This is a genomic window from Aminobacter sp. HY435 (assembly GCF_027568395.1).
Lineage (GTDB): Bacteria > Pseudomonadota > Alphaproteobacteria > Rhizobiales > Rhizobiaceae > Aminobacter.
Map to the genome: position 1 here is coordinate 205,218 of NZ_JANKZL010000001.1, position 14,858 is coordinate 220,075.

The 14,858-nt window shown below is 63.0% G+C and carries 16 protein-coding genes; 3 read left to right on the top strand and 13 right to left on the bottom strand.

From position 1 onward, the window contains the following. Nucleotides 1-58 precede the first annotated feature (58 nt). The 3 genes from clpA to PCJ21_RS00990 form a co-directional block, all read right to left on the bottom strand. Entirely contained in the window at nucleotides 59-2,533 is a 2,475-nt protein-coding gene (gene clpA / locus PCJ21_RS00980) for an ATP-dependent Clp protease ATP-binding subunit ClpA (RefSeq protein ID WP_269929510.1), read from the bottom strand. 8 nt (nucleotides 2,534-2,541) lie between these two features. Next, on the bottom strand, nucleotides 2,542-2,874 hold the full coding sequence (clpS, locus tag PCJ21_RS00985; protein ID WP_269929511.1) for an ATP-dependent Clp protease adapter ClpS: 333 nt from the start codon (nucleotides 2,872-2,874) through the stop codon (nucleotides 2,542-2,544). Nucleotides 2,875-3,150: 276 nt separating this feature from the next. Beyond that, the gene (locus tag PCJ21_RS00990; protein WP_269929512.1) at nucleotides 3,151-3,480 is read right to left on the bottom strand and encodes a phasin family protein; all 330 of its coding nucleotides are present in this window, start codon (nucleotides 3,478-3,480) and stop codon (nucleotides 3,151-3,153) included. A gap of 287 nt (nucleotides 3,481-3,767) precedes the next feature. Between PCJ21_RS00990 and PCJ21_RS00995 the strand changes: the two genes are divergently transcribed. Beyond that, the gene (locus PCJ21_RS00995) at nucleotides 3,768-5,225 is read left to right on the top strand and encodes a D-alanyl-D-alanine carboxypeptidase (RefSeq protein ID WP_269929513.1); all 1,458 of its coding nucleotides are present in this window, start codon (nucleotides 3,768-3,770) and stop codon (nucleotides 5,223-5,225) included. A gap of 39 nt (nucleotides 5,226-5,264) precedes the next feature. Here PCJ21_RS00995 and PCJ21_RS01000 read toward each other — a convergent pair whose 3' ends face one another. The 4 genes from PCJ21_RS01000 to PCJ21_RS01015 all read right to left on the bottom strand — a co-directional run bounded on the left by PCJ21_RS01000 (nucleotide 5,265) and on the right by PCJ21_RS01015 (nucleotide 8,712). Further along, nucleotides 5,265-5,960 carry a DnaJ domain-containing protein gene (locus PCJ21_RS01000; protein ID WP_269929514.1) on the bottom strand — a complete coding sequence of 232 codons (696 nt, stop codon included), beginning with the start codon at nucleotides 5,958-5,960 and terminating at the stop codon, nucleotides 5,265-5,267. Next, nucleotides 5,957-6,688 (bottom strand): VWA domain-containing protein, encoded by a 732-nt coding sequence (locus PCJ21_RS01005; RefSeq protein WP_269929515.1) that lies wholly within the window; start codon nucleotides 6,686-6,688, stop codon nucleotides 5,957-5,959. The genes PCJ21_RS01000 and PCJ21_RS01005 overlap by 4 nt, the downstream gene beginning before the upstream one ends. 123 nt (nucleotides 6,689-6,811) lie before the next feature. Continuing rightward, nucleotides 6,812-7,249, bottom strand: a complete 438-nt coding sequence (locus tag PCJ21_RS01010; RefSeq protein WP_269929516.1) for a DUF1489 family protein — start codon at nucleotides 7,247-7,249, stop codon at nucleotides 6,812-6,814. Between the two features lie 59 nt (nucleotides 7,250-7,308). Then, nucleotides 7,309-8,712: an L-serine ammonia-lyase gene (locus tag PCJ21_RS01015; RefSeq protein ID WP_269929517.1), complete on the bottom strand. Its 1,404-nt coding sequence runs from the start codon at nucleotides 8,710-8,712 to the stop codon at nucleotides 7,309-7,311. 35 nt (nucleotides 8,713-8,747) lie between these two features. Here PCJ21_RS01015 and PCJ21_RS01020 point away from each other — a divergent pair, with 35 nt between their 5' ends. Next, nucleotides 8,748-9,314 (top strand): hypothetical protein, encoded by a 567-nt coding sequence (locus PCJ21_RS01020; RefSeq protein ID WP_269929518.1) that lies wholly within the window; start codon nucleotides 8,748-8,750, stop codon nucleotides 9,312-9,314. Continuing rightward, the gene (locus PCJ21_RS01025) at nucleotides 9,311-10,072 is read left to right on the top strand and encodes a DUF599 domain-containing protein (RefSeq protein ID WP_269929519.1); all 762 of its coding nucleotides are present in this window, start codon (nucleotides 9,311-9,313) and stop codon (nucleotides 10,070-10,072) included. Before PCJ21_RS01020 ends, PCJ21_RS01025 begins: the two co-directional genes overlap by 4 nt. On the opposite strand, the gene PCJ21_RS01030 is transcribed toward PCJ21_RS01025, so the two are convergent. From PCJ21_RS01030 to PCJ21_RS01055, 6 genes are all read right to left on the bottom strand, one after another. Continuing rightward, on the bottom strand, nucleotides 10,021-10,818 hold the full coding sequence (locus PCJ21_RS01030) for a YdcF family protein (protein ID WP_269929520.1): 798 nt from the start codon (nucleotides 10,816-10,818) through the stop codon (nucleotides 10,021-10,023). The two genes, PCJ21_RS01025 and PCJ21_RS01030, sit on opposite strands and share 52 nt — an antisense overlap. Nucleotides 10,819-10,863: 45 nt before the next feature. Beyond that, nucleotides 10,864-11,547, bottom strand: coding sequence for a YEATS-associated helix-containing protein (locus PCJ21_RS01035; protein ID WP_269929521.1), 684 nt, complete (start codon nucleotides 11,545-11,547; stop codon nucleotides 10,864-10,866). A gap of 112 nt (nucleotides 11,548-11,659) precedes the next feature. After that, on the bottom strand, nucleotides 11,660-13,165 hold the full coding sequence (gene gatA, locus PCJ21_RS01040) for an Asp-tRNA(Asn)/Glu-tRNA(Gln) amidotransferase subunit GatA (RefSeq protein ID WP_269929522.1): 1,506 nt from the start codon (nucleotides 13,163-13,165) through the stop codon (nucleotides 11,660-11,662). Nucleotides 13,166-13,169: 4 nt separating this feature from the next. After that, on the bottom strand, nucleotides 13,170-13,631 hold the full coding sequence (locus PCJ21_RS01045; protein WP_269929523.1) for a GNAT family N-acetyltransferase: 462 nt from the start codon (nucleotides 13,629-13,631) through the stop codon (nucleotides 13,170-13,172). A 6-nt stretch (nucleotides 13,632-13,637) separates the two neighbouring features. Then, entirely contained in the window at nucleotides 13,638-13,925 is a 288-nt protein-coding gene (gatC, locus tag PCJ21_RS01050; protein ID WP_269929524.1) for an Asp-tRNA(Asn)/Glu-tRNA(Gln) amidotransferase subunit GatC, read from the bottom strand. 128 nt (nucleotides 13,926-14,053) lie between these two features. Next, nucleotides 14,054-14,761, bottom strand: coding sequence for a metal-dependent hydrolase (locus PCJ21_RS01055; RefSeq protein ID WP_269929525.1), 708 nt, complete (start codon nucleotides 14,759-14,761; stop codon nucleotides 14,054-14,056). Between the last annotated feature and the right edge of the window lie 97 nt (nucleotides 14,762-14,858).

Genomic DNA, 14,858 nt, shown 5'->3' on the forward strand with positions numbered 1-14,858 from the left:
TAGGCAGGCCTTCCAGCAAAAAGAAGCCCCCGGAAACCGGGGGCTTCTTGGTCTTTGATCAGCCCTTCCTGGGCAATTGCGGAACCAGGCTGCGCTTGCCGCCATCCTTGCCCTTGGGCTCGTTCTTCGGCTTTTGCGCCACGGCCTTCTTGGCGACCGGCTTCTTGGTCGCCGGCTTCTTCGCCTTCGGCCGGTCTTCCGGCTCTTCCTTCTTCGGCTTCACCGGCAGCTCGTCGGCCAGGCTTTCGAGCTTCAGGCCGGTCTCGCCGGTTTCCTTCTTCTCGACAGTGACACGAACCGTGCCGCCCTTCCTCAGCTTTCCGAATAGCACCTCGTCGGCCAGCGGCTTCTTGATGTGTTCCTGGATGACGCGACCGAGCGGACGCGCGCCCATGCGCTCGTCATAGCCCTTCTCGGCCAGCCAGGCGATTGCCTCGGACGACAGGTCGAAGGTAACGCCACGCTCGGAGAGCTGTGTCTCCAGCTGCATGACGAACTTCTGCACGACCTGATGCACGACGGGCACTGGCAGCGAGCCGAACGGGATGATGGCATCGAGACGGTTGCGGAACTCCGGCGAGAACAGCCGGTTGATCGCCTCCATGTCGTCGCCCTCGCGCTTGGACGAACCAAAGCCGATTGCCGCCCTGGCCATGTCGGAGGCGCCCGCATTCGTGGTCATGATCAGGATCACGTTGCGGAAGTCGATCTGCTTGCCGTTGTGGTCGGTCAGCTTGCCGTGGTCCATGACCTGCAACAGGATGTTGAACAGGTCCGGATGGGCCTTTTCGACCTCGTCGAGCAGCAGCACGCAGTGCGGATGCTGGTCGACGCCGTCCGTCAGCAAGCCCCCCTGGTCGAAGCCGACATAGCCTGGAGGCGCGCCGATCAGGCGACTGACCGTGTGCCGCTCCATGTACTCGGACATGTCGAAGCGGATCAGCTCGACGCCGAGCGACAACGCCAGTTGCTTCGCCACTTCGGTCTTGCCGACGCCCGTCGGACCCGAGAACAGGTAGGAGCCGATCGGCTTTTCCGGTTCGCGCAGGCCGGCACGCGCCAGCTTGATCGCCGAAGCCAAGGCGGTGATCGCCGTGTCCTGGCCGTAGACGACGCGCTTGAGCTCGATCTCCAGACCGGCCAGCACCTTCTCGTCGTCGGCCGAGACCGTCTTCGGCGGAATGCGCGCCATGGTGGCGATCGTCGCTTCGATCTCCTTGATGCCGATGGTCTTCTTGCGCTTGCCTTCCGGCAGCAGCATCTGCGACGCACCGGTCTCGTCGATCACGTCGATCGCCTTGTCGGGCAGCTTGCGGTCGTTGATGTAACGCGCCGAAAGCTCCACCGCAGCCTTGATCGCCTCATTGGTGAACTTCACCTTGTGGAAGTCCTCATAATAGGGCTTGAGGCCCTTCATGATCTCGATGGCGTCGTCGATCGTCGGCTCGTTGACGTCGATCTTCTGGAAGCGCCGGACAAGCGCCCTGTCCTTCTCGAAGAACTGGCGGAACTCCTTGTAGGTGGTCGAACCGATACAACGGATCGCGCCCGACGAGAGCGCCGGCTTGAGCAGGTTGGAGGCATCCATAGCGCCGCCCGACGTGGCGCCCGCACCGATGACGGTGTGGATCTCGTCGATAAACAGCACCGCGCCCGGATACTCCTCGAGCTCCTTGACGACCTGCTTCAAGCGCTCCTCGAAGTCGCCGCGATAACGCGTTCCGGCCAGCAGCGTGCCCATGTCGAGCGCGAAGATGGTGGCATCCTCGAGCACTTCAGGCACGTCACCCTCAACGATGCGCTTGGCGAGACCCTCGGCGATCGCCGTTTTGCCGACGCCGGGATCGCCGACATAGAGCGGGTTGTTCTTCGAACGGCGGCACAACACCTGGATGGTGCGGTTGATCTCGGACTCCCGGCCGATCAGTGGATCGATCTTGCCGGCGCGCGCCTTGACGTTGAGATTGACGCAGTAGGCCGTCAGCGCGTCCTGCTGCTTCTTGCCCTTGCCGGTCTCTTCGCCGGATTCCGCGCCGCCGCCGCCATGCTGCTCTTCGTCAGCGCCGCGTGGCGCGCGGCTCTCGGAAGAGCCCGGGCGCTTGGCGATGCCGTGCGAGATGTAGTTGACCGCGTCGTAGCGGGTCATCTGCTGTTCCTGCAGGAAGTATGCAGCGTGGCTCTCGCGCTCGGCGAAGATCGCAACGAGCACGTTGGCGCCGGACACTTCCTCGCGTCCGGAGGACTGCACATGGATCACCGCGCGCTGGATGACGCGCTGGAAGCCTGCCGTCGGCTTGGAGTCCTCGTCGTATCCGGTGACGAGGTTGTCGAGTTCGGTATCGATATAGGTAAGCACCGTCTGCTTGAGTTCGTCGAGATCGACGTTGCAGGCGCGCATGACCGCCGCCGCCTCCGAGTCGTCGATGAGGGCGAGCAGCAGATGTTCGAGGGTTGCATATTCATGGTGGCGCTCATTTGCGAGCGTCAGCGCCTGGTGAAGCGCCTTTTCGAGGCCTTGGGAGAAAGCCGGCATTCAATACCTCACTTCTTCTCCATCACGCATTGCAGCGGATGCTGGTTCTGTCTGGCAAAATCCATGACCTGAGACACTTTCGTCTCGGCCACTTCGAAGGTGTAGATCCCGCACTCGCCGACGCCGTGGTTATGGACGTGCAGCATGATGCGGGTCGCAGCCTCTCTGTCCTTCTGGAAGAAGCGTTCGAGCACATGCACGACGAATTCCATCGGGGTGTAGTCGTCATTGAGGATGAGCACGCGATAGAGGCTCGGGCGCTTGGTCTTGGTTTTGGTACGGGTAATGACGGTCGTGCCACGGTTCGGACCGTCGCCGCCTCCTTCGTCACCATTCTGCATTCGCGCCACGTCTAGCCGCGTAGCTTCCCAGCCGATCGTCAATCTGGTCCTACCCTTCGTCAATTCCGACACACCCAGTCATGTAGGTGTCATGGCAGGGATTTTAAGCCCTTCTAACGGACTGACAATACGGCCACGCGCGAACGCGACGCGATTTGCTCGAAACGTGAAGGCGTTGAGCACAAACACAACGAAAAAACCCGGTCGCGCGGACGCAACCGGGTCAAGTTGGGCGGACCTTTCGGCCCGCACCCCCAAAATCTGGCTAGAAGCCTGTCACTTCGCCTTGGCGACGAGCGACTCAAACGGCTTGTAAGCCTCGCGAGCGAGTTCCGAATACAGATCGCCGAGCTTGGTGGCTTCGGCCACGAAGCCTTCATAGGCCTGCTTGGCGAAGTCGGTCTGGATCTCGACGGCCTTTTCGAACGACTTCACGCCGAGCAGCTTCTCGAAATTGGCGGCACCGGCTTCGAAGCTCTTCTTGGTGTAGTCGGTGGTCTCGGTGGCGATCGCCTGAGCGCCCTTGGAGAGCGAGGCAAAACTCTTCAGGCCGGTGTCGACGAAGTCCTTGCCGTATTTGCTGAAATCTTCATAGGTCTGGGTCATCGCTGCATCCTTTCGGGTTGGGAGCGCTGCTCTATGCGATTGTGCGATGCAGCCTAAGTATTGTGCAGCGCACAATCTGTCAACTGACCCAGCGGAATTTCACCGGCGAGCCAATCGCTAAACTTCGACTAAAGCCCGACCGAAAGTGTGAACAAGCCGGTTACCATAAACGGATTGGTAACGCTGTCGCCCTAGTGTGCCTCGATACGGGGCCGGAACCTTTGCCGCCCCTGATGCAACTATAAATCAAGGGTGTAACAGTGCGTCAAACGTTGCCGGGCAAGGCCTTGAAGAAGGCCATCTCCATCAAATCCTTAGTGGTTTTCACCCTCGCCACGGCACTTGGCCTGACGTCGGTGGCACCTGCTCTCGCTGCAAAAGACAGCAAATATGCCGCCATCGTCATCGATGCGAACACCGGCAAGACGCTCCATTCGTCGAACGCCGACTCGCGCCGGTATCCGGCGTCGCTGACCAAGATGATGACGCTGTACATGACCTTCGAGGCCATGGCGCAGGGCAAGATCAACAAGAACACCCCGGTCGTCTTCTCGAAAAACGCCGCGGCCGAACCGCCCACCAAGATCGGCGTGAAGGCTGGCGGCTCGATATCCGTCGAGGCCGCGATTCTGTCGCTCGTGACGCGCTCGGCCAATGACGCGGCGACCGCGCTTGGCGAGATGATCGGCGGCTCGGAAGAAAACTTCACCCGCATGATGACCGCACGGGCACGCAGCCTCGGCATGAAGGGCACCGTGTTCCGCAACGCCCATGGCTTGCCCAATACCGGCCAGTTCACCACCGCGCGCGACATGGCCACTCTCGGCATCGCGCTGCGCGAGCATTTTCCGCAGTACTACAGCTATTTCTCGACGCGCTCGTTTGCCTTTGGCCGCCAGCGCATCGCCAACCACAACCGCCTGCTCGGCCGCATCAAGGGCGTCGACGGCATCAAGACCGGCTACACCCGCGCCTCCGGCTTCAACCTCGTTTCCTCGGTACAGGACGGCAACCGCAACCTGGTCGCAGTCGTCATGGGCGGAACGTCCGGTGCCAGCCGCGACAACCAGATGGCCAGCTTGATCAAAACCTACCTGCCCCAGGCCTCGCGCCGTGGCGGCGGTGGCGACCTGATCGCCAAGGTCGAGAGCAACCTGCCGGAAATCACCACGGCCAAGGTCCAGTTGCCCAAGCGCGATGTCCCCACCCCGGCCATGCGTCCGCAAGCCGACGTGATCGAGGTCGCAGAAGTCGCGACTCAGGACGATATAGCGGCGGTCGTTGCATCCGCAGCGCCCTCACCCAAGCCGGTCATTTCAGCCAAGCCGCAGCCCAAGATCGCGATGGCATCGGCAGAGCGTTTCGGCGGCCCGATCCCCTTCAGGATCCGCAAGCCCAAGGAAGCCATCCCGGCGACGGCGGCCGAGGCTGTCGAGCAGGCCTACGCCGCTCCTGAAGAGTCGCCTGCCATCGACGCCATCAAGACCGCATCCATTCCGTCCGGCTGGGCTGTCCAGGTTGCGTCCTCGCCGAGCGACGGCGAAGCCCGCGCCATCCTCGACAAGACCGCAAAGCAGGCACCGCAGGTTCTCGCCTCGGCATCGGCCTACACCGTTCCCTTCGAGAAGGGCGGCGTGACCTACTACCGCGCACGCTTCGCCGGCTTCGACAGCAAGGATGCCGCCTGGAGCGCCTGCAACTCGCTGAAGAAGAAGAAGATTTCCTGCTACGCGATCGCGCAGTAGGACCCGCCAACCTCCTGGTTTTGTATTGAGTCGAAGGAGTTAGTGATGATCGGAGAGAAGGACGTCCTTGGCTTCGTTGATCCGCGCCGCGAGGAACGACGAGCCACCCAGGTCGGGATGCAGGCGCTGAATCAGTCGACGATGCGCCTTGCGGACATCCGCCGCGGCAGCCCCCGCTTCAAGACCAAGGACCTTGTAGGCCTCCTCCTTAGTCATGGCGCCAGAACCTGGCGCAACACGCTGCCCGTCGTGACCGTCAGGCTTCGCGTCTTCGCGCCAGACGGGAAAACGGCCGTCAAGATAGGTCTCAAGTAACTGCCGGCTTTCCGGGTCTCCTGAAAGCTCCAGCAACAGCGCCTTGAGTTCGGCAAGACCGAGCAAGGCGAGCGACTTGCCCTCCTGGCGGCCAGCCAGGACGATTCCGGACAGCGCCCCGCTGTCGTGATCAAGCTCCATCTCCAGTGCTGCGGTGCGCACCGTCGATTGCCGCCCCGGAGACTTGGTCGCCGATCGCTTCCTCTTTGCAGCCGCATACCAGGCGAGCGCCGCCGAGATCAGCCCGCCGCCCACGGCTGCCTTCCCGAGCAGCAAGAAAACCACGCCGGCGAAGCCAATCGCCAGCGGCCCGGCCAGCCTGAGCGCATTGGCCAACTGCGCTGCATTGGCGCGTTGAAAACCTGCCACAAGCACGGCGCAAACCAGCAGGACCGCTGCAATAATGGCGAATATGCTCATCTGGGCTTGCTGCTCTTCAGATGCTCGATCATCTGGATGTCTTCGGGCCGGCCCCTCGCCTCGAGCGCCTTGAGGCCGCCGGTGGCGAACACCGCGACCGCGGACAGCAGCCTGGCCAATGCGGCGGCAGCCTTGCGGTCGAAGCGGAACCACGCGCCCTTCGAAAGCCGGGCAATTTCCCTGAAGGCGCGCTCGGCGACCGGATCATCGCCTTCCTGAAAGACGAAGACAGGAACGCCGAGCAGGCCAAGTCGGCCGGCTTTCTCGGAAAGCTCGTCGATGTTCTCTTCCATCGCGTCGCCGATATAGACCAGCGCATCGACCTTGGCCGACCCGGTTTCCTTGAGCGCGTGCGCCATGACCTTGCCAACCTGCGTCTCGCCGCTGCGGCACTGTATCGATGTCATCAGGTTCTTGAGCGTCGCGGTGTCGGCAACGAATTTGGATGCCCGGCATTCGCCGAGCCCGCGAAAATAGACCAGTTGCACGTTGAGCCGGCCGGTGCTGCCGACCGCATCGAACATCTGTCCCTGCACCTCGCAGGCCAGGTCCCATGTCGGCTGCCGACTCATTGTGGCGTCCAGGGCCAGAATCAGCCGGCCATTGGCCTTTCCGGATGCAAGCGCGCGCGCCTGGCGCACAAACGCGGCGATTTGCGAGGCGTCGGAACGGGTTTCGACGGACGATCCGCTCTTGCGCGGCACTGGAGGCTTGTTGTCGCTGCTCATCACAGCAAGAACATGTGGCGTCGCGACGACGCTTGCAAGCCCGACTGCTGACTGCCACGCCGGTGTCGGCGCGCGAAGTCCCAGGTCAGGTGCAAAGCGGGCCCGTCCAAGGCCGGCACACCGTCAAAGCAGACCAAGCTCGGCGAGTTCCAGGCGCAGCTTGGGCGGCATTTCGGCAAGCGCGGCGTTGCCCTGGCCGATATCGACCGGCGCGTCGGCCGGCTTGAGATAGCGCCAGCCTTGGAAAGCACGGCGCGGCTGCCACTCCGTACGCACGACTGTCGGCTCCAGGATCAGGTGGCAGCGGCCAATCCCCTCCGAATCGGTGAACGGCCGGATTTCCAGCAGGCGCTGCCGGCATTGCACGTTGCCCTTGATCACCCAATAGAGCGAGCCGCCTTCGACGAGTTCAGGCCCGCGTGTCGGCACCATGCGCGTGGTGTGGAATTGCTCGGCGGGCTCGCCGGCCCGACGCCGCTCGTCGAGGCGAAACGCGATCCATTCCTCGAGATCTTCGACGCTGTCGCAGCCGACGCAAAGCTTGATGAGATTAAGTGCCATGGCTGAAAACTAGTATCTGGTGCCGGCACGTTCAACGGCGGCTGCGGTTTTGCACAGGCTCAGCACTCGACGACATTGACGGCCAGGCCGCCGAGGCTGGTTTCCTTGTATTTCTCGCTCATGTCCATGCCGGTCTGGCGCATGGTTTCGATCGCCGCATCAAGTGGCACGAAGTGCTTGCCATCGCCCTTGATGGCCAGCGAGGCCGCGGTCACCGCCTTCACCGCGCCCAGCGCATTGCGCTCGATGCACGGCACCTGCACGAGGCCGGCGACCGGATCGCAGGTCATGCCGAGATGGTGCTCCAGCGCGATCTCCGCGGCGTTTTCGACCTGCTCCGGGGAGCCGCCCATGACGGCGCACAGCCCGGCGGCGGCCATGGCGGAAGCCGAACCCACCTCGCCCTGGCAGCCGACCTCCGCCCCCGAGATCGAGGCGTTGGTCTTGATGATGCCGCCGACGGCCGCCGCCGTCAGCAGGAAGTCGCGGATGCTGTCCTTGTCGGCCTCGACGTGGAAGTGCAGCCAGTAGCGCAACACCGCCGGCAGCGTGCCGGCGGCACCGTTGGTCGGCGCGGTGACGACGCGGCCGCCGGCAGCGTTCTCCTCGTTGACCGCCATGGCGTAGATCGACAGCCAGTCATTGGCGAGCAGCGGGTTGGGCCGGTTCTGGCTCCACTGCTCCTGCAGCTTGTCATGCAACTGGCGCGCCCGGCGGCGAACCTTGAGGCCGCCCGGCATGATGCCGTCCTGAGACAGGCCGCGGTCGATGCAGCGGCTCATCGCCTCCCATATCGCGTCGAGCCCGGCGTCGAGATCGGCGCGAGACGTGTGCACCTCCTCATTGGCCCGCTTCATCTCGGCGATGGAGAGGCCGCTACGCCCGGCCATGGCGAGCATTTCGACGGCGTTTGAAAAGGGATAAGGCACGCGCTTGCCCGGCGCCGGCGCTGCGGTCTTCGCCTTCATCCGCTGCAGCTCTTCCTCTGAAACCACGAAGCCGCCGCCGATCGAATAGTAGATGCGCTTGAGCAAAAGGCGGTCGCCGGCATCGTAGGCGTAGAAGGCCATGCCGTTGGCGTGGCCGAGCAGCGGCGTCTTCTTGTCCAGCACCATGTCTGCGTCCGGCTCGAAGCGATAAGAAGGATGTCCCGGAGGCGAGACACGCTTTTCGCGCATGATCAGATCGACGATGGCATCTGTCTGGTCCGGATCGACGGTGACCGGAGTAAGCCCGGCCAGCCCGAGGATCACGGCGCGATCCGAGCCATGGCCGATGCCGGTATAGGCGAGCGAGCCATGCAGACTTGCGCCCACCCGATCCACCTTCGCGCCGGCGGGCCGCGGCCAGTCGCCGTCGGCGATCTCGTCGAGGAAACGCGAAGCCGCGGTCATCGGCCCCATCGTGTGCGAGCTCGACGGGCCAATGCCGATCTTGAAAAGGTCGAATACCGAAAGAAACAAGCGCCACTCCCTGCGACGGCTGGAACCTGCCGCACATGCAGGATCATTCCGCCCTTTCCGCCTCGGCCGCTAGGCGCGATCCGACGCAGTATGCTCAGCGCGCGACATTTGAAAAATGCGCACCATTACGCAAGACCATAAAGCAAAAAAGCGCGGACCATGCCGCGCTTTCGTGTCTGGGGCTGGCGCGTCGTTCAGCCGGCTGCAACGACCGCCGTGGTTTCGGCGCCGCCACTTACAAGCCATGCGAGAACAAGAAAAGCCGCAAAACCGGCAACTGCCTTGGCCGTCAGGCCCCAGCAGGATTTCTGAACGTCGTCGTCCATGATGTGATGCAAGACCCTTTCGTTCGGCGAACAGCGGATTTCCGGCTCGTCGCGAATGTTTGCTGGATACGCTTTCGCGGGCGCCTTCGCAACGGCAAAAAATGGCGAAAGAATGGCGATCGGCCCACAACAGCAACAGGAAGACCGTTATATATCACGCGAAATCAAAGGCTTACACTGTCGTTGCGGTTAACTGTCGCTCAACGCCTATGTCGAAATCGCGGCACTGTCTGCCACTCCATTCCGCGCCACGACATGCTAGCTTTCGTTCGATGATTGGCGATTCCTCGACTCCCCTGTTCGGCCCGATGAGCAACCTCGACGTTGCCGCGCTGACGTTTTTTCTCGCCGGCTGGGTGCTGCATGCGCTGGGTGCCGAAGGCCACATCGTCAAGCGGCTGTCGCTGACCCGCGCCATGAACGCCCAGCGCGCCGCCTGGTTGGCGACGATGGCCCGCCGTGAAGTCCGCATCGTCGACACCTCGATCATGAACGGCCTGCAGCAGGGTACCGCGTTCTTCGCTTCCAGTTCGCTGATTGCAATCGGCGGCTGCTTTGCGCTGCTCGGCGCCTCCGACCGCGTGCTGGCCGTCCTGAGCGACGTACCGCTGGCCGGGGCGACCGCCCGGCCGCTATTTGAGATCAAGGTTTTCGGCCTGATCGTCATCCTCTCCTACTCGTTCTTCAAGTTCGGCTGGGCCTACCGGCTGTTCAACTACTGCTCGATCCTGATCGGCGCCGTGCCGCAGTTGCGCACCGGCTCGGAGCCGGACGAGGAGATCCACATCGCGGTGGCTCGGGCCACGCGCATGAACATGCTCGGCGGCAAGCATTTCAACGCTGGCTTGCGCGGCGTGTTCTTCTCGATCGGCTATCTCGGCTGGTTCATCGACGCGCGCGTCTTCTTCATCACCACCATCATCCTGCTGGCAGTGCTGGTCAGGCGCCAGTTCTTTTCGGAAGCGCGCGAAGCGGTGCTGGTTCAGGAGCTCGGTCCGGGAAAAGGCCCGTCGATGCGCCCGGACAGCCAATAGGCGACCAGTCCGATCCATTCGCGCATGGCCATTGTCGTGTTCTGCAGCGAATCGGCGGGATTGTCGGTGAACAGGCCGACGCCCTCCTGCCCAGAAGTCCGGTAGTCCACCGGCCAGGCAACGACTGGGAAACCAGCCTTGGCAAACAGCGCCATCGAGCGCGGCATGTGGAAGGCGGACGTCACCAGCAGCCAGGTCTCGCCCGGCCTTGGCGTCACCAGTTCCCTGGAGAACAGGGCATTCTCATAGGTGTTTCGAGAGCGGTTTTCGAGGGTCAGCCGGTCGCGCGCCACACCGAGCGCTTCAAGCAGCCGCGGCGCCGTGTCGGCATCGCCCTCACCGTCCAGCATGAGCGCGCCGGTGCCGCCGGAAATGACGACCTTCGCATCGGGATAGCGACGCGCCAGGATCGCCGTTTCGACGAAGCGATCGCCGCCGCTGTTCAGTTCGTATCCGCCTCTGGCGAGATTGATCGCGCCTTCGAAACCGCCGCCCAAAACAACGATACCGGCAACGGCCGGAGGTTGCGGTGGACGCTGGTAGCGCTCCTCGAGCGGGTTGAGCATCAGCGAACCGAGCGATGTCCACGTCGACAGCGCCAGGATCAGCAGCGACGTCAGCACCGCCACTCGAAACAGCCGTCGCCGCCCGAAGAGACTGGCAACGAGGCCCGCTGCGAGCAGGAAGATTGCAAAATTGAGCGGTTGGGCGAAGAACCAGAAAATCTTGGACAGATAGAAAAACAATGCGTTGTGCCGTGCCTGCTGGAATGGAGCCCCTCCAGTCCAATACTATGCCAGTTCGTAAAGCACGACCCCGGTCCTGGCCGACTGCATGGCCGAGACGTGTCCGGCCTCGATCAGATGGGCCAGGATCTCGCGAACCTCGTTCTTGCCGAGATGGGTTTCCTTCGCAATTCCGCTTACCGACCGACGTCGGAAACCGGCATTGTTAAGGGCCGCCAAAACGCGTTTCTCGTCGGATCCGACATTCGGCAATTCGGCCGGCTGCTTGACGGCCTGCGGCGCGGCGCCCGGTTTGGACCGGTCCGACGCCTCGATCTGTTCGGTGACGAGGTCGAGGTTTTCGTCCGCCTTCTCGTTCAGCACCTCGATCTTCCCGGCATTCTTGTGGGCAAGGCTCAGCGCCTTCTGGGCGAGGCTGTCGATGAAGGTCGGCGCGGTCGCACCCGCGAGCACGCAGAAACCGACAACGATCAGCATCTCGTCGGCGACGCTGCCCGTCGTCTGCGGCCCCAGGATGTCTTCAATAATGCTGTTGTTGCCGATGGACAGAAACAGCGGCACCACCAGGGCCGCCGCCGCACCCAGCACAAAGACGGACCACAATGCCCGCCAGTCCAACGGCTTGGCCACGGACTCCGTGTTCTTCACCGTCTCGGCGTCAACCGCATAGCGGGCAAAGCAACCGAGCCAGCCCGACACAAACATCGCAACGAGCAACCAGACAAGCATACCACCCTCCCATGTATGTCGCCACGAACATACTACTGAAGGTTGCAATGAATGCAACACTTCAATCTTAGCGTGAGGGAAATGCTTGACGCAGGTAGCAGGCGCTATGCGCCTACCACCACTTTTCCGGTTCGAAACGTCCGGCGGCCTGTTCGATGACGTGACCCGTCTGGAACAACGTCTCTTCGTCGAACGGACGGCCGATCAATTGCAGGCCGAGCGGCAGGCCGTGGCCGTCGAGGCCGGCAGGCACCGCGATGCCCGGCAGGCCGGCCATGTTCACGGTCACCGTGAAGATGTCGTTGAGGTACATCTTGACCGGGTCGGCAGCCATGTCCTCGTCGGCGACGCCGAAGGCGGCCGACGGTGTCGCCGGCGTCAGGATGACGTCGACGCCGGCTGCGAAGGCGAGTTCGAAGTCGCGCTTGATCAGCGTGCGAACCTTCTGTGCCTGCAGGTAGTAAGCGTCGTAATAGCCGGCCGACAGCACATAGGTGCCGATCATGATGCGGCGCTTGACCTCGCGGCCGAAGCCGGCGGCGCGCGTGTTCTCATACATCTCTACAATGTCCTTGCCCGGCACGCGCAGGCCGTAGCGGACGCCGTCATAACGCGCGAGGTTCGACGAAGCTTCGGCCGGTGCCACAATATAGTAGGCCGGCAGCGCGTATTTGGTGTGCGGCAGAGAGATATCGACGATCTCGGCACCGGCGTCCTTCAGCCAGGCAATGCCCTTCTGCCACAGCGCCTCGATGTCGTCGGGCATGCCGTCAACGCGGTATTCCCTGGGAATGCCGATCTTCATGCCCTTCAGCGACTTGCCGATGGCCGCCTCGTAGTCCGGCACGGGCAGATCGACCGAGGTCGTGTCCTTGGCGTCGACGGATGCCATCGACTTGAGCAGGATCGCGGCGTCGCGGACGTCGCGGGCGATCGGGCCGGCCTGGTCGAGCGACGAGGCAAAGGCAACCGTGCCCCAGCGTGAGACGCGGCCGTAGGTCGGCTTGATGCCGACCGTGCCAGTGAAGGCCGCCGGCTGGCGGATCGAGCCGCCGGTGTCGGTCGCGGTGGCGCCGGCGCACAGGAAGGCCGAAACCGCGGCAGCCGAGCCGCCGGACGAGCCGCCCGGCACCAGCTGCGCGTTGTCGAGCGAACGGCTGGCGCCTTCGCCGCGCGAACGCCGCCACGGGTTGATCACCGGACCGTAGTAGGATGTCTCGTTGGACGAGCCCATGGCGAACTCGTCCATGTTGAGCTTGCCGAGCATGACCGCGCCGTCGGCCCACAGATTGGCGGTGACGGTCGATTCGTAGCGTGGCTTGAAGCCGTCGAGCACATGGCTGCACGCCTGGGTGTGCACGCCGTCGGTGGCGAACAGGTCCTTGATGCCGAGCGGGATACCCTCGAGCGCACCGCCCTCGCCCTTGGCCAGCCTGGCGTCGGAGGCCTTGGCCATCTCGCGCGCCTTGTCCGGCGTGGTCGCGACATAGGCGTTGAACACCGGATTGGCCTGTTCGATCGCCTGAACGTAGGCGTCCGTCAGTTCCGTGGCGGTGATTTCCTTGCCACGCAGCTTCTCGCGCGCTTCGGCAATCGTCAGTCTGGTCAGATTGGTCATGTGCTCAGCTCGAAAGATTCTTTTCGTAGAAAACCGACCACTGCGAGTCGGGATAGTCGAGAACCGGGCCGCAGCGGCTAAAACCGGCGCTCTCGTAGACAGCCCAGGCAGCAGGATGGCGATCGCCGGTCTCCAGCACCAGACGGCCCAGGCCCTCGTGGCGCGCCAGAGCCTCAATGAGATCGACCATGGCGCTGCCGATCTTTTTGCCGCGATGGGTCGGGCGCGTGTACATGCGCTTGACTTCACCCACGCCGCCATCGTGACGCTTCAACGCCCCGCAGGCAATCGCTTCACCATTGTCGCGGGCGATGAAGACCGTCGTATCGGCCTCCGCCATCTGTTCGGCGCTCATGTGGAAGCAGAATTCCAGCGGCGTCAGTTCGAGCAAGGTTGCGTTGAGCTCGGCGATCAGGCCGCGCACCTCGTCCTGCAAGGGGCTTTCCACCGCGATGTCGATCGCCACGGCGGCTTACTCCACCACCTTCGGCACCAGGAAGAAATTCTCGTCTGTTGCGGGCGCGTTGGCGACGATGTCGGCGGCCTTGTTGCCGTCGGTGACGACGTCCTGGCGCTTCTTCATCTCCATCGGCGTCACAGAAGTCATCGGCTCGACGCCTGAAACGTCGACTTCGTTCAACTGCTCGACAAAGCCGAGGATTGCATTCAGCTCGCCAGTCATGCGCTGGGCATCGTCCTCGCTCACCGCAATACGGGCGAGATGCGCGACGCGCTTAACTGTCTTGAGATCAACGGACATCGAAAAACTCCGGCAGACCGGGGGAAAAAATCAATTTGGGCTATAGCGGCGAGGCGCGCCGGGCGCAACACGGTTGATCGCCATTCTGGCATCGCCACCCCGTGTCGCGCGTCGCCGCGTAGCTATTATCAAATGTCGATGGCCGCGCCGACCTTTGGCAAAAGCACCTCGACGCCGGAGCCTTCAAGTCCGTCGACGAACTTTTCCGCCGACTGGTCGATGATCGGGAAGCTGGCGTAGTGACATGGCACGACCTTTTCGAACTTGAAGAAGCGCCGGCAGGCAAGTGCTGCCACCGCGCCGCCCATGGTGAAGCGGTCGCCGATCGGCACCAGCCCGATCGACGGCTGATGCAGTTCGTTGATCAGCGCCATGTCGGAAAAGATGTCGGTGTCGCCCATGTGGTAGAGCGTCGGCTCGTCGGCGAAGTGCAGCACCAGACCGCCCGGATTGCCGAGATAGGTGTTGGTTCCGCCCGGACCGCCAGCCGAAGACGAATGCAGGGCTGTGACAAAGGTCGTGGTGAAGCCGCCGCAATCGACCGTACCGCCGATATTGCCCGGGTTGATCTGCTTGTCGGACACGCCCTTGCCGACGAGATACATGCAGATCTCGAAATTGGCGACCAGCATGGCCCCGGTCTTTTTCAGGATTTCGGCGGCATCGCCGATGTGATCGTCGTGCCCATGCGTCAACAGCACATGCGTCGCGCCCTCGGCCGCCTCTTGCCACGGCTTGCCCCAGGATGGGTTGCCACTCAGGAACGGGTCGATCAGGATCGTCGCGCCTGCAGCCTCGATGCGGAATGCCGAATGTCCATACCAGGTGAGTTTCATCGTTCGGGCACTCCTCGCAATTTCTTTGATCAAAGGATAGAACGCGGCAAGCTCCTGCAAAAGGGGCAAGTCGCGAGGACCAGCAGGCAGAATCGCT